The sequence below is a fragment of the Mesorhizobium sp. P3_A2 genome, assembly GCF_056403115.1.
Genome location: NZ_JBFUGC010000008.1, coordinates 314,463 through 326,525 on the forward strand (window position 1 = coordinate 314,463; position 12,063 = coordinate 326,525).

14 protein-coding genes are annotated in these 12,063 nt (G+C 64.2%); 4 read left to right on the plus strand and 10 right to left on the minus strand.

Features of this window, described 5'->3' with window-relative positions; all coding sequences use genetic code 11:
- Positions 1 to 287: 287 nt before the first annotated feature.
- Both AC1DXM_RS20285 and AC1DXM_RS20290 read left to right on the plus strand, forming a co-directional pair.
- Positions 288 to 1,208 (plus strand): SMP-30/gluconolactonase/LRE family protein, encoded by a 921-nt coding sequence (locus AC1DXM_RS20285; RefSeq protein ID WP_477235560.1) that lies wholly within the window; start codon positions 288 to 290, stop codon positions 1,206 to 1,208.
- A 165-nt stretch (positions 1,209 to 1,373) separates the two neighbouring features.
- Positions 1,374 to 1,580, plus strand: a complete 207-nt coding sequence (locus AC1DXM_RS20290; protein ID WP_127280266.1) for a tautomerase family protein — start codon at positions 1,374 to 1,376, stop codon at positions 1,578 to 1,580.
- A 40-nt stretch (positions 1,581 to 1,620) separates the two neighbouring features.
- Here the strand turns inward: AC1DXM_RS20290 and AC1DXM_RS20295 are convergent, their stop codons facing one another.
- The 8 genes from AC1DXM_RS20295 to AC1DXM_RS20330 form a co-directional block, all read right to left on the minus strand.
- Entirely contained in the window at positions 1,621 to 2,184 is a 564-nt protein-coding gene (locus AC1DXM_RS20295; protein ID WP_477235563.1) for an NADPH-dependent FMN reductase, read from the minus strand.
- 60 nt (positions 2,185 to 2,244) lie between these two features.
- Positions 2,245 to 2,865, minus strand: a complete 621-nt coding sequence (locus AC1DXM_RS20300; RefSeq protein WP_477235565.1) for a pyridoxamine 5'-phosphate oxidase family protein — start codon at positions 2,863 to 2,865, stop codon at positions 2,245 to 2,247.
- Between the two features lie 66 nt (positions 2,866 to 2,931).
- Positions 2,932 to 3,603: a septation protein A gene (locus AC1DXM_RS20305; RefSeq protein WP_112560237.1), complete on the minus strand. Its 672-nt coding sequence runs from the start codon at positions 3,601 to 3,603 to the stop codon at positions 2,932 to 2,934.
- A gap of 61 nt (positions 3,604 to 3,664) precedes the next feature.
- Entirely contained in the window at positions 3,665 to 5,695 is a 2,031-nt protein-coding gene (gene ftsY / locus AC1DXM_RS20310) for a signal recognition particle-docking protein FtsY (RefSeq protein ID WP_477235567.1), read from the minus strand.
- Positions 5,696 to 5,707: 12 nt separating this feature from the next.
- Complete coding sequence (gene mtaB / locus AC1DXM_RS20315) at positions 5,708 to 7,012, minus strand: tRNA (N(6)-L-threonylcarbamoyladenosine(37)-C(2))-methylthiotransferase MtaB (RefSeq protein WP_477235569.1); 1,305 nt, start codon at positions 7,010 to 7,012, stop codon at positions 5,708 to 5,710.
- Positions 7,012 to 7,896, minus strand: coding sequence for a diaminopimelate epimerase (dapF, locus tag AC1DXM_RS20320; protein ID WP_477235571.1), 885 nt, complete (start codon positions 7,894 to 7,896; stop codon positions 7,012 to 7,014). The genes mtaB and dapF overlap by 1 nt, the downstream gene beginning before the upstream one ends.
- A gap of 73 nt (positions 7,897 to 7,969) precedes the next feature.
- Positions 7,970 to 8,131: a DUF1328 family protein gene (locus tag AC1DXM_RS20325; RefSeq protein ID WP_112560094.1), complete on the minus strand. Its 162-nt coding sequence runs from the start codon at positions 8,129 to 8,131 to the stop codon at positions 7,970 to 7,972.
- Positions 8,132 to 8,194: 63 nt separating this feature from the next.
- Positions 8,195 to 9,205 (minus strand): MBL fold metallo-hydrolase, encoded by a 1,011-nt coding sequence (locus AC1DXM_RS20330; RefSeq protein ID WP_477235573.1) that lies wholly within the window; start codon positions 9,203 to 9,205, stop codon positions 8,195 to 8,197.
- Positions 9,206 to 9,479: 274 nt separating this feature from the next.
- Between AC1DXM_RS20330 and AC1DXM_RS20335 the strand changes: the two genes are divergently transcribed.
- Together AC1DXM_RS20335 and zapE are read left to right on the plus strand one after the other, a co-directional pair.
- Entirely contained in the window at positions 9,480 to 10,019 is a 540-nt protein-coding gene (locus AC1DXM_RS20335) for an AprI/Inh family metalloprotease inhibitor (RefSeq protein WP_112560096.1), read from the plus strand.
- A gap of 30 nt (positions 10,020 to 10,049) precedes the next feature.
- Positions 10,050 to 11,261 carry a cell division protein ZapE gene (zapE, locus tag AC1DXM_RS20340; RefSeq protein WP_477235576.1) on the plus strand — a complete coding sequence of 404 codons (1,212 nt, stop codon included), beginning with the start codon at positions 10,050 to 10,052 and terminating at the stop codon, positions 11,259 to 11,261.
- A 4-nt stretch (positions 11,262 to 11,265) separates the two neighbouring features.
- On the opposite strand, the gene AC1DXM_RS20345 is transcribed toward zapE, so the two are convergent.
- Together AC1DXM_RS20345 and AC1DXM_RS20350 are read right to left on the minus strand one after the other, a co-directional pair.
- Positions 11,266 to 11,604 (minus strand): hypothetical protein, encoded by a 339-nt coding sequence (locus tag AC1DXM_RS20345; RefSeq protein ID WP_477235578.1) that lies wholly within the window; start codon positions 11,602 to 11,604, stop codon positions 11,266 to 11,268.
- 30 nt (positions 11,605 to 11,634) lie between these two features.
- On the minus strand, positions 11,635 to 12,054 hold the full coding sequence (locus AC1DXM_RS20350) for an N-acetyltransferase family protein (RefSeq protein WP_477235580.1): 420 nt from the start codon (positions 12,052 to 12,054) through the stop codon (positions 11,635 to 11,637).
- Positions 12,055 to 12,063: the final 9 nt, after the last annotated feature.

Consider the following 12,063-nt stretch of genomic DNA (forward strand, 5'->3'; position numbering starts at 1 on the left):
GCAAGGGTCCTTTCGTGCCGCATATCAGCGGCGAATTTGTTCCTCCCTTGACTGTACGCAGCATGACATAGGAATGGTGCGATGCAAAAAGAAGATGTTGCAATGCACCATTGCACGGAACGCATAGCCGGTTAATGCAGCGCTAACAGCACCATGCACGGCCGGACACGTTTCCGAGCCAACACTGGCCGTGCGCCTTTTGTCTTACAAATTGCGCATGCGCCATCTTGCCTTCTCGCCCGCAGGCTGGCTTGATCCGCGCGTCACGTGATGCCTGGAGGAAAAGCATGGCGGCCGCAGACTATTACGAAATTCTCGATCCGCGTTTCGCGCGGCTGTTCAATGGCAACGCGCAGGTGGAAAAGCTGTTCACCGGATGTCAGTGGGCGGAAGGGCCGGCCTGGTTCGCTGCCGGCCGTTATGTCGTCTGGTCCGACATCCCCAACAACCGCATGCTGCGCTATGACGAAACCGACGGCAATGTCAGCGTGTTCCGTCAGCCCTCCGGCAATTCCAATGGCAACACCGTCGACCGCCAGGGCCGGCTGGTGACGTGCGAGCATTCGGGCCGCCGCGTCAGCCGCACCGAGTATGACGGCTCGATCACCACCATCGCGGCCAAATGGAAAGGCAAGCGGCTGAATTCGCCCAACGACGTCGTGGTGCGCTCGGACGGCTCGATCTGGTTCACCGATCCGAGCTACGGCATCGACACCGACTATGAGGGCGACAAGGCCGAGAGCGAAATCGGCGCCTGCTACGTCTACCGGGTCGATCCCGACAGCGGCGAAGTCGAGGCCGTCATCACCGACATGGTCCGGCCGAACGGGCTTGCCTTCTCGCTCGATGAAAGCCAGCTCTATGTCGTCGACACCGGCCGCACCCATGGCTCACAAAACCCGGCGCATATGCGGGTCTTCAACGTGGGCAAGCACGGCAAGAAGATCTCGGGCGGCAAGGTGTTCGCCGACTGCACGGCCGGCCTGTTCGACGGCTTCCGGCTCGACGAGGCCGGCCGCATCTGGACCAGCGCCGCCGACGGCATCCATTGCTACGATCCCGATGGCACGCTGATCGGCAAGGTCAAGGTGCCGGAAGTCACCGCCAATTGCGTGTTCGGCGGCAACAAGCTGAACTGCCTCTACATCGCCGGCACGACGTCGCTTTACATGGTGCGGCTGATGGTGAACGGAGCCAAGACCTATTGAGGCTGGTGGAAACGCTTCTCTGGCGGCCTTTGACGGCGTTTCTGCGCCTGCCCGCGACGCCGGTTGCGCTGCGGCTGCCGGAACCACCGCCAAGCGGTTCGCCGGAGCGGATTTCGAAGCCATCTGCCAGTGGCGGCATCAGGCACAATTCCAGGGGAGGACGTCATGCCATTCGTCAACATCCGCATCGTCAAGGAAGTGATCGCCGCCGATCCGGCGGGCAAGAAGGCTGACATCGCTAGAAAGGTAACGGCGGCCATCATGGACGCCACCGGGCTCGGCAATGACGATGTCTGGGTGGTGTTTGAAGAGGTCAACGCGCGCGACTGGTATGTCGGCAAGACCGACGTCGAGACGCTGCGGAAGGGGTAGGGCGCCGGTACGTTTGGGTGCGGCCGCGCCCTTTCGTTCGTCATCCTTGGGCTTGACCCGAGGATGACGAAGCTGTGTTTGCGCGTATAAAACCCGCGAACCCCTGCACCGCGTCGCGCATCGCTCGCTGGTTCGCGCCCTCGCCCAAGATCGTCTCCACCTCCGCCGGCTTCTTGCCCAGCAGCGCGATTTCAAGCGCATCCTCATACATCGCAAACGACATCGTTCGCATGATCTCGGCCAGCGCGGCGCGGGCGTAGAGCGAGCGCGCGGAGGCATGCACCAGCATGGCCGGCTTGCCGACGGCGGCGTCGCGCGAGACCAGCCAGTCGAGCGCATTCTTCATGCCGCCCGGCACGCCATGTGCATATTCGGGGCAGGAGACGATAATGCCGTTGGCGCTGGTGACGGCCGCGATCAGCCGTGCGGCTTCGGCCGGCGTGCGCGCGCCTTCGTCGTCGGGATTGAAGATCGGCAGCCGGCCGAGCCCGTCATAGATGGTTACGCGGCAATCCGAAGGCGCGTTCGCGGCCAGCGCCGCGAGCAGCGCCGAATTGGTCGAGGCGGCGCGCAGGCTGCCGGAGATGGCGAGGAGTTCGATCACGGGAAAACCGGGCAAAGGAAAACCGGGCAAGGGGCCGGAATGGCGAATCGTGCCCGAAATCTACCACAGGGTCTTGCTGTAGGCCTCGTCCAGCGAGCGGTCGAAATCGCTGGGCGTTTCGGCATGCGCCATCTGGTCGGACAGGATCTGGCCGAGCGTCGGCAATGTCGCGCGGTCGTACCAGCTGTCAGGCTTCCACAGTTCGGAGCGCATGAAGGCCTTGGCGCAGTGCATGTAGGCGGCCTTGACGCTCACCACGACGACGCTTTGCGGCTGCTTGCCATCGACGGCGAGGCGCTCGCGTAAATCCGCATCGACGGTGATGCGGGCGTCGCCATTGATGCGCAGCGTCTCGTTCATGCCGGGGATGAGGAAGAGCAGCCCGACCGAAGGGTTGAGCAGGATGTTTTCCAGCGTGTCCAGCCGGTTGTTGCCGGGCCGGTCGGGGATGGCGATGGTCTTGTCGTCGAGGACAAGGGCGAAGCCTGACCTGTCGCCTTTCGGCGTCACGTCGGCATTGCCGGCGTTATCGGAAGAACCGATCAGCACGAAGGGGCTCTTGCCGATGAAGGAGCGGCAGTGGCCGTCGAGCGCCTTGAGTTCCTTGCGCATCGAGGCGTCGGTCGGCCGCGGCGTCCTGTAGATTGTCCTCAACTCGTCGCTTGTGGTGACGAATTCCATGGCCCCTCTCCTCCAATTCCAGAGCAATTCCTTGGGAAAACCACCCCTCACCTTCCCGGAATTGGTCTACTTGCCGGCTTCTTCCACCTTCTCGGTCTTATCCTCGATCGAATGGCGCAGGATCAGCGGCATCTGGCTGAAGGTGAACAAAAGCGTGATCGGCATGATGCCCCAGACCTTGAAGGTAACCCAGAAGTCGGTCGAAAAATTCCGCCACACCACTTCATTGGCAAGAGCCAGGAACAGGAAGAACAGGCCCCAGCGAAAGGTCAGCTTGCGCCAGCCTTCGGCGTCGAGGCGAAAGGCCGAATCGAAGACATAGCCCAGCAGCGAGCGGCCGAAATACAGGCCGCCGAGCAGCACGCCGCCGAACAGCGTGTTGACGATGGTCGGCTTCATCTTGATGAAGACGTCGTCCTGCAGATAGAGCGTCAGCGCGCCGAAGATGAAGACGACGACGCCCGAAACCATCGGCATGATCGGCAAGGTGCGCATCAGCAGCCAGGAGGCAATCAGAGCGATTGCGGTCGCGGCCATGAACAGGCCGGTGGCGACGAAGATCGGCCCGCCGAATTCGGCCAGCACGGGGAATTTCTCGACCAGCCAGGCGCCGCGCGCATTGGCGAAGAAGAACACCATCAAGGGTCCGAGCTCCAGCACCAGCTTGAGCAGCGGATTGACGCTTTCTTTCTTCTTCTGCGGGTCGGACGGGTCGCGTTCGAGGATGGGAGGGTTCATGACTTCCTTCTGACGCATGATCGTGTCCAAAAAGCCGTCAGCTCTTCGAGATCATTGCCTGTTACGCTACGCCCGCGATCGCCCTGGCGAATTCGCTGGCTGAGAAAGGTTCGAGGTCGTCGACCTGTTCGCCGACGCCGATGAAATAGACCGGCAGTTTGTGTTTTGCCGCGATCGCCACCAAAATACCGCCGCGCGCCGTGCCGTCCAGCTTGGTCATCACCAGGCCGTTGACGCCGGCGACATTGCGGAAGATCTCGACCTGGTTGAGCGCATTCTGGCCGGTGGTGGCGTCGACCGTCTGCAGCACGGTGTGCGGCGCTTCGGGGTCGAGCTTGCCCAGCACGCGGACGATCTTTTCCAGTTCGGCCATCAGTTCGGTCTTGTTCTGCAGCCGGCCGGCGGTGTCGATGATCAGCACGTCTGAGCCAGCCTCTTTGGCTTTCTCGAAGGCGTCGTAGGCAAGGCCGGCGGCATCGGCGCCGATCTTGGAGGCGATGACCGGCGATTTCGTCCGCTCACCCCAGATCTTCAATTGCTCGATGGCTGCAGCGCGAAAGGTGTCGCCGGCGGCGAGCATCACCGACAGCCCGCCATCGGTCAGTTTTGCCGCCAGCTTGCCGATGGTCGTGGTCTTGCCGGTGCCGTTGACGCCGACGACCAGGATGACATGCGGCTTGTGCGAAAGGTCGAGCTCCAGCGGCATGGCGACATGGGTCAGCACCTTCTCCACTTCGGCTGCCATCACCGCGCGCACTTCGGCGTCGGAGACATCCTTGCCGTAGCGGCTGGAGGCCAGCGCATCGGTAACGCGCAGCGCGGTCTCCAGGCCGAGATCGGCGCGGATCAGCACATCTTCCAGGTCCTGCAGCGTGTCCTCATCCAGCTTCCGCTTGGTGAAGACGCCGGCAATGTTGCCGGTGAGCTCGCGCGACGACCGCGCCAGCCCGTCGCGCATGCGCTGGAACCACGAACGACGCGGCACCGGCTCGGGTGCTTTGACCGGCTCGGCCTTCTGCTCGACTTTTTTGGTGACGGTGACCTTGCCGGGAGCGGGTTTGGGCTCTGGCGAAGGTTGCGGGGCCGATTGCGGGATTGGTGCCGGCGCAGGCTTTACCTCCCCCTCGATGGGGGAGGTCCCGAGCGCAGCTCGGGGGTGGGGGTGACTGGCGTCAACGCCAGTGCCATCACCCCACCCCGCCGCTTCGCGTCGACCCTCCCCATCAAGGGGAGGGTGGGGCGTTGGCGCGGCTTCGGGCACTGGCGCCGCAGGAGCTTCTTCCTTCTCCCCGTCCCTATACGGGGAGAAGGTGCCGGCAGGCGGATGAGGGGCGGCGCTGGCTTCTGAGATCGGCTGCGCGGGAGACGGCGCCGGTGGCGGCACCTCGATCGGGGGCGCTTCGGCGGGAACATCGGCCGGTGTCGGCACCTCGACAGGCGCTGGCTCAGGCAGCCTTTCCGGGCGCGACGGCTCGATCTCCGGCTCGGCCGGTGCCGGCGGCACCTCTTGCGGCTGCGGTTCAGGCTCAGGAGCGGCGGGCGACCCAGGAACTTCCTCCGGCGCCGGCGGCTCGGGTGCCTCCGGCACAGGCTGCGGCTCTTCTGCCGGCGCGGGCTCCGGCAGCGGTTCTGGCTCGGGTGGGACAACCGGCTCCGGCGGCTGCGGTTCCTCGACCGGCTCAGGCTCCGGCTTCGGCTCCTCGACAGGCGCTGGCTCGGGCTTCGGTTCTTCGGGTGCGGGCTGCGGCGCAGGCTTTACCGCCCCCTCGATGGGGGAGGTCCCAAGCGAAGCTTGGGGGTCGGGGTGACTGGCGCCGGCATCGGCGCCCCGCCCCGCCGCTTCGCGTCGACCCTCCCCATCGTGGGGAGGGTGGGGCGCTGGCGCCTCGGGCTCCGTCGCCGGTGTCGGCACAACTTCGGCTTCGGGCGCCTCGTCGCGCTTCAAAAACTCAGGTAGCGCCTGCTCCGCGGCCGGCTTCAGCGCCTCAAGCGCGTCCCATTTGATCGGCGGCAGCGGCGCGGTTTCGTCGACGCGCTCCTCGACGACTTCCTTCTTGCCGAACGAAAATATCTTCTTGAAAAAACCGGCCATGCTTTATCAGTCTCAGGCGGCGCGGGCGGTGAGCGGCGCCGCAAGCAGGCGCGCGCCGTCATGGCCGGTAATGGCGGCCTCGACGATCTCGCCCGGCGCACCGGCAGCGATGGCGGCCAGCGTAAACCCTTCGGTGCGGCCAAGGCCATCGCGCTCGACCAGGATCGACTGGCGCGTTCCCGGCAGTGACGACAGATGGCGGCGATAGGCGGCTTCGCCGGCGGCGCGCAGCCTTGCGGCGCGCTGCTTCACCAGTTCGCGGCGGACCTGCGGCATGCGCGCGGCGGGCGTGCCTTCGCGCGGCGAGAACGGGAAGACATGCAGATGCGTCAGCCCGCACTCCTCGACGATTTTTATCGAATTCTCGAACATGTCCTCGGTCTCGGTCGGGAAGCCGGCGATGATGTCGGCGCCGAAGACGATGCCAGGGCGCAATTTGCGCACATCCTCGCAGAAGCGGATCGACTGGTCGCGCAAATGCCGGCGCTTCATGCGCTTCAAGATCATGTCGTCGCCCGACTGCAGCGACAGATGCAGATGCGGCATCAGCCTGGGCTCGGTGGCGATGGCATCGAGCAGTTCGTCATCGGCCTCGATCGAATCAATGGAGGACAGCCGCAGCCGCTTCACGTCGGGCACCTGCATGAGGATCGTCTTTACCAGCTTGCCGAGTTTCGGCGCGCCCGGCAGGTCGACGCCGAAAGACGTCATGTCGACGCCGGTCAGCACGATCTCGGCATAGCCATTGCCGGCCAGACGCTTGACCTGCTCGACCACGGCGCCCATCGGCACCGAGCGCGAATTGCCGCGGCCGTAGGGGATGATGCAGAAGGTGCAGCGGTGGTCGCAGCCATTCTGCACCTGGACGAAGGCGCGGGCCCGCCCCTCGATGGCGTCGACCATATGGCCGGCGGTCTCCAGCACTGAAAAGATGTCGTTGACGCGCGCCTTCTCGGTGTCGTTGACGCCGAAATCCGGCAGCGCGCGGTAGGAGTTCGCCTTCAGCTTCTCCTCATTGCCGAGCACGAGGTCGACCTCGTCCATGGCAACGAAATTCTGCGGTTCGGTCTGCGCCGCGCAGCCGGTGACGATGATGCGCGCCTGCGGGTTTTCGCGGCGGGCCTTGCGGATCGACTGCTTGGCCTGGCGCACCGCTTCCGAGGTGACGGCGCAGGTGTTGAAGATGATGGCGCCGCCTGCGAGAGCGCCGAGGCCGGCACTTTCCGCCTCACGCCGCATCACCTCGGACTCATAGGTGTTCAGCCGGCAGCCGAAGGTGACGACGTCGATGCCTTTGGAATTGGCAAGACCAGCCATCAAGCCGCGCTTTCGGTGTCGCGAGCCCAGCTTCCGGTCGACGGATCGAAACTGCCGGAAAACTCCCATTCGGCCGCGCCGGTCAGGATAACGTGGTCGTCCTCGCGCCATTCGACATGCAGCGAGCCGCCGCCGGGCGTCATCAGCGTGACGCTGCGGCCGGTGCGCCTGGTGCGGGCTGCGGCGACTACCGCTGCGCAGGCGGCCGAGCCGCAGGCCTTGGTCAGGCCGGCGCCGCGTTCCCAGGTGCGGATGATCATCGTTTCCGGCGACGTCACCTGGGCGATGGTGATGTTGGCGCGTTCGGGGAAGATCGGGTGATTTTCGAGCAAAGGACCGAAGCGCTCGAGCTCGTAGGACCAGACATCGTTGTCGACCCAGAAGATGGCGTGCGGATTGCCCATCGAGAGTGCCGAGGGCGAATGCAGCACCGGCGCGTCGATCGGGCCGATCTGCAACTCGATCATGCGGGTGTCGCGGAACTCTTCCGCCAGCGGAATGTCCTGCCAGCCGAAGCGCGGCGTGCCCATGTCGACCGAGATAGTGCCGTCAGCGTGCTCGACTGCGTTGAGGATTCCGGCGCGGGTCTCGAAGGTGAAGTTCTTCTGGCCGGTTTCGGCGGCCAGCGCCTGGACGACGCAGCGCATGCCGTTGCCGCAGGCCTGTGCGCCCGAGCCGTCGGAATTCAATATGTCGATGTAGTAGGCGGTGCCGGGCGTGCGGGCGTCATGGATGGCCATGATCTGGTCGAACCTGGTCGCCGCATCGGTGTTGAGCGCGACAGCCGACGCCGCCGTGACCTTGTCGGCACGACCACGCATGTCGGCAACGATGATCTCGTTGCCGATGCCGTTCATCTTGGCGAAGGGGGCCGTGCCTGCCATAGCTTCCAGTAGTTCCTGTCCGTTTTGCCGCTATATGGCGGAAACGGGCGGGAATTACCAGTGCGACGGGGTCTCAGGTCACGGCAAAGACGCCGAGCACGATCAGCAGGAAGATGACGAGAACGATGCCGATGAGAATGCGCGCGCCGGTGGCGGCGGCACCCGCCAGTGCCGGCATGCCGAGCAGGCTCGCAGCAGCGGCGACGATCAGAAGAATGATGATCCATTTGATCATGGAAGGGCTCCCGGCCAAATTGCGTTGCGCAAACAACGCGTTTCGTCCCTTTGGGTTCCTTCTCTAAGCGTCCGGTACATCCCAGATTTCGCCCGGCCGCAAGGCGCGGAAGCGCTCGTGCGGAACACCCTCTGCCTCCAGCGCCTCGGCCAGTTTTCGAACCGGCTCGTCGACCGGTTCGTCGGTGAGATGGAACGTGCCCCAGTGGCAGCCTGCGGCGTGAGCCGCGTTGCACAGTTTCATGCCTTGCACCGCCTCTTCCGGGTTCTGGTGCTGCGGCGCCATGAACCAGCGCGGCTCGTAGGCGCCGATCGGCAGGATGGCGAGGCGGAAGCCGCCATGTTTCTCAGCCATCAGCCGGTAATTGGCGCCACCATGGAAGCCGGTGTCACCGGCGAAATAGATCTTTCCGGCGGGGGTTTCGACCACGAAGCCAGCCCACAGCGCCATGCGGCGGTCGCGCGCGCCACGTGCCGACCAGTGATGCACCGGCTCGACATGGACGGCGATGTCCTTGGTAATCTCGACACCCTCGCCCCAGTCATGCGCCGTTATCCGCATACCCGGCACGGCGCTATAGATGATGGCGTCGTTGCCGAGCGGTGTCAGCACAAGCGGGTCGTGCCTGGCCTTCAGCCGCTTGAGCGTGGCGAGGTCGAGATGGTCATAATGATTGTGGCTGACCAGCACCAGGTCGATCGGCGGCAGTTGGGAAAAGGCGATGCCTGGAGGATTGACGCGCCTAGGCCCGGCAAAGGAGAGCGGCGAGACGCGCGGCGACCACACCGGATCGGTCAGGATGTTGAGGCCGGCGGTCTGGATCAGCAGTGTTGAGTGGCCGACCATGGTCAGACGTAGCCCGCCGCTGTCGATGCGCGCCGCCGGCTCTGTCGGTTCGAACGGACTCGGATTGGCTGCCGGCCATTTCGAACGCTCGCCGCTCAGCTGCCATTTGAGCAGATCGGTGAAGCGGCCGGGCATATGGCCGTCGGGATTGAAGAAGAGAGTACCGTCGAAATGGTCGCTGGGCGGGCCGCTGTAATAGCGGTTGGCGGCTCTCTTTCTCGCGGCCAAGGTTTCGGCTCCGGCAGGTTTCTGTCCTTGCTAGATAGGGATGCGGGCCTCCGGCGCAAGAAGGTGCCGCTGTCGCAACCACTCTACCGGTTCGAACCGCGCTAGAGCCAAGGCACGCCCTCGTCCGCCAGCCATTTTGCGATAAATTTGCAACAATTCTTGCTGCAAACCCTATTTTAACCATATCGGGTTGAAATTTCGCCACCTTCTCCATCTTGGTGAGGGTGAGATTGTGCGGACGGCTTCCCCCCAGCCGGATCCGACGGAGGTTGACATGACTTTTTCGAGAAGCGGCCTGGTGGCCGTATCGCTGGCAGCGCTGTTTGCAAGCGGCTGTTCGACCTCGCGTTTTTCATCGATGGATGACCAGCAGCCGGCGCCGCTGCAGCCCGCGCCCGCCGGTACGGTGAGCGGAAGCCAGCTGCCGCCACCGGCAGCGCCGGGCACAACCGACCCGTCGCAATTCCCGACAGCGCCGGCCGGCACTCAGGTCGCCTCGCTGCCGCCGGATGGATCGGCGCCTGCGGGCGCCACCGACCTCACCGCAGCCAGCGTCGCCGGCGTCTGGAACGCCAGCGTTTCCGGACAGAGCTGCAAGGTGGCGACGCCACAGACCAAATTCGGCGCCGGCTATCGCGCCGGACCATTGCATTGCCCCGCACCGATCGACGGCATCAAGTCGTGGAACGTCGCCGGCAAGCAGCTGACGCTCTATGACGAAAATGGCGGCACGCTGGCGCGGCTCTATTCGTCGGGCGGTTCGAAATTCGACGGCCAGACTTCCACCGGCTTGCCGATTTCGCTTACAAGATAAGCTGCCTATCCCTAGACAGCGACGTGACCGATGCATCTGCGTGACGGCCTCCAGACCCATGCGACCGTCAGGCAGCGCTACGACCATCTGGTCGACACCGGCGCCATCGAACGCGATCGGGCGCAGGAGCGTATCGCCGCCGCACTCGACCGGCTGACCGACGAGATCTCGGTCAAGCGGCTGGCGCAGAAGTCGAGTGCGCTCGGCTGGCTGTTTGCCCGCAAGCGCGAGACGCGCGAGGTCGTCAAAGGCCTCTACATCCATGGTGGCGTCGGCCGCGGCAAGACCATGCTGATGGACATGTTCTACGAACTGCTGCCGGTCCGCCGCAAGCGCCGAGTCCATTTCAACGACTTCATGGCCGATGTGCAGGACCGCATCCAGAAGCACCGGCAGGCGCGCAAGAATGGCGACGTCAAGGAGGACGATCCGATCCCGCCGGTCGCGCTCCAGCTTGCCGAACAGGCCTGGGTGCTGTGCTTCGATGAGTTTTCGGTCACCGACATTGCCGATGCGATGATCCTGTCGCGGCTGTTCTCGGCGCTGTTTGCCAATGGCGTGGTGCTGGTCGCCACCTCCAATGTCGCGCCCGAAAACCTCTATCGCGACGGTCTGAACCGTCAGCTCTTCCTGCCCTTCATCGGCATCCTCGAGCGCCACGCCCATGTGCTGACGCTCGATGCCGACAAGGACTACCGGCTGGAAAAGCTCGCCCGCACGCCGGTCTATGTCACGCCGGCGAATGCCGAGGCCTATCATGTGCTGGACGAGGCCTGGCAGGCGATGACACGCGGGGCGCCGACGGCCGCAACATCGCTGGCGCTGAAGGGCCGGCAAGTGATCGTGCCGGCTGCCGCGGGCGACGCGGCACGCTTTTCCTTCGCCGATCTCTGCGAAAAGCCGCTTGGCGCGCGCGATTTCCTCGCCATTGCCGGCCGCTTCTCGACCATCTTCATCGATCACGTGCCGGTGCTGGGCGAAGGCAAGCGCAACGAGGCCAAGCGCTTCATCCTCCTGATCGACACGCTCTACGACCATCACACGCGGTTGGTGGTGAGCGCCGAGGCCGCGCCGTCTGAGCTCTATACGGCCAAGCGCGGTAACGAAGTGTTCGAATTCGAACGCACCGCCTCACGGCTGATCGAGATGCAAAGCCGCGACTGGCTGGAGGACTGGGCGGAACGGCACAAGGCGCGGAAGCCCGAAGGCAGGCATAGCGAGCCTCCGGTCGCGATGGCCTAAGCCTTCAAGTGGGCGGCAAGGTTCCGGCAACAACCGTGTAGTGGTCGACGAATTCGGGCTTTTCCAGAAGGTAGCGATCGTCTTCGGGATAGTAGCGGGCCAGTTCGGGTGCATCCCCGGCAAAGCTTCGCACGGCGTCCATTGATGACCACCAGCTCAATGTGACGATCTCCGTCGAGCCATCGTCGCGATCGCGCATAAGCATCTGGAAACCGCGATTGCCGGCCGTAGCCGTGTAGTCGAGGCCTCCCGTCCTCTCAACATAGGCGGCATAGGCAACGCGATCCTGGGTACGGATGACGGACGACCAGCGACGCAGAATGAGCGGTTCTGTCTCAGTCATGGCTAACCTCCCTGTTGTCGTGGTGGCATTCTAGAGCCTGTAGACATACATCACGAATGGCTCGGCTACTGAACCGCGCGATTCATAAAGCGCGCGCGCTGGAAAATTGTCGGGCTCGGTGCCGACCCAGGCTTCGCCGCAGCCTTGCTCGCGGCCAAGCGCGAACATGGCGTCCAGCATCTTTCGGGCGATGCCCTGGCGCTGGAAGGTCGGGGACACGCCGACCTCGTCGATGTAGAGTTCGCTGACCTTGTCGGGGTGGCGATGGATGACGGCGGCGCACTGGCCGACGACGACATTTTCGGACAGTGCCACGATCATGAAATGGCCTGGTGCGGCGAGATAGGCGGCGAGCCTGTCGGCCTGCACCGGTTCGTCGAACACGTCTTCGGCGATCTGCTTCACAAGGGCGTCATCGCCAGCATATAGTCTTCTGATTTCCACGTTCATTGTGTAAAA

Coding starts and splice junctions, on each gene's coding strand:
- AC1DXM_RS20285 (WP_477235560.1), top strand. CDS start 288: ATGGCGGCCGCAGACTATTACGAAATTCTCGATCCGCGTTTCGCGCGG.
- AC1DXM_RS20290 (WP_127280266.1), top strand. CDS start 1,374: ATGCCATTCGTCAACATCCGCATCGTCAAGGAAGTGATCGCCGCCGAT.
- AC1DXM_RS20300 (WP_477235565.1), bottom strand. CDS start 2,865: ATGGAATTCGTCACCACAAGCGACGAGTTGAGGACAATCTACAGGACG.
- AC1DXM_RS20305 (WP_112560237.1), bottom strand. CDS start 3,603: ATGAACCCTCCCATCCTCGAACGCGACCCGTCCGACCCGCAGAAGAAG.
- ftsY (WP_477235567.1), bottom strand. CDS start 5,695: ATGGCCGGTTTTTTCAAGAAGATATTTTCGTTCGGCAAGAAGGAAGTC.
- mtaB (WP_477235569.1), bottom strand. CDS start 7,012: ATGGCTGGTCTTGCCAATTCCAAAGGCATCGACGTCGTCACCTTCGGC.
- dapF (WP_477235571.1), bottom strand. CDS start 7,896: ATGGCAGGCACGGCCCCCTTCGCCAAGATGAACGGCATCGGCAACGAG.
- AC1DXM_RS20325 (WP_112560094.1), bottom strand. CDS start 8,131: ATGATCAAATGGATCATCATTCTTCTGATCGTCGCCGCTGCTGCGAGC.
- AC1DXM_RS20335 (WP_112560096.1), top strand. CDS start 9,480: ATGACTTTTTCGAGAAGCGGCCTGGTGGCCGTATCGCTGGCAGCGCTG.
- zapE (WP_477235576.1), top strand. CDS start 10,050: ATGCATCTGCGTGACGGCCTCCAGACCCATGCGACCGTCAGGCAGCGC.
- AC1DXM_RS20345 (WP_477235578.1), bottom strand. CDS start 11,604: ATGACTGAGACAGAACCGCTCATTCTGCGTCGCTGGTCGTCCGTCATC.
- AC1DXM_RS20350 (WP_477235580.1), bottom strand. CDS start 12,054: ATGAACGTGGAAATCAGAAGACTATATGCTGGCGATGACGCCCTTGTG.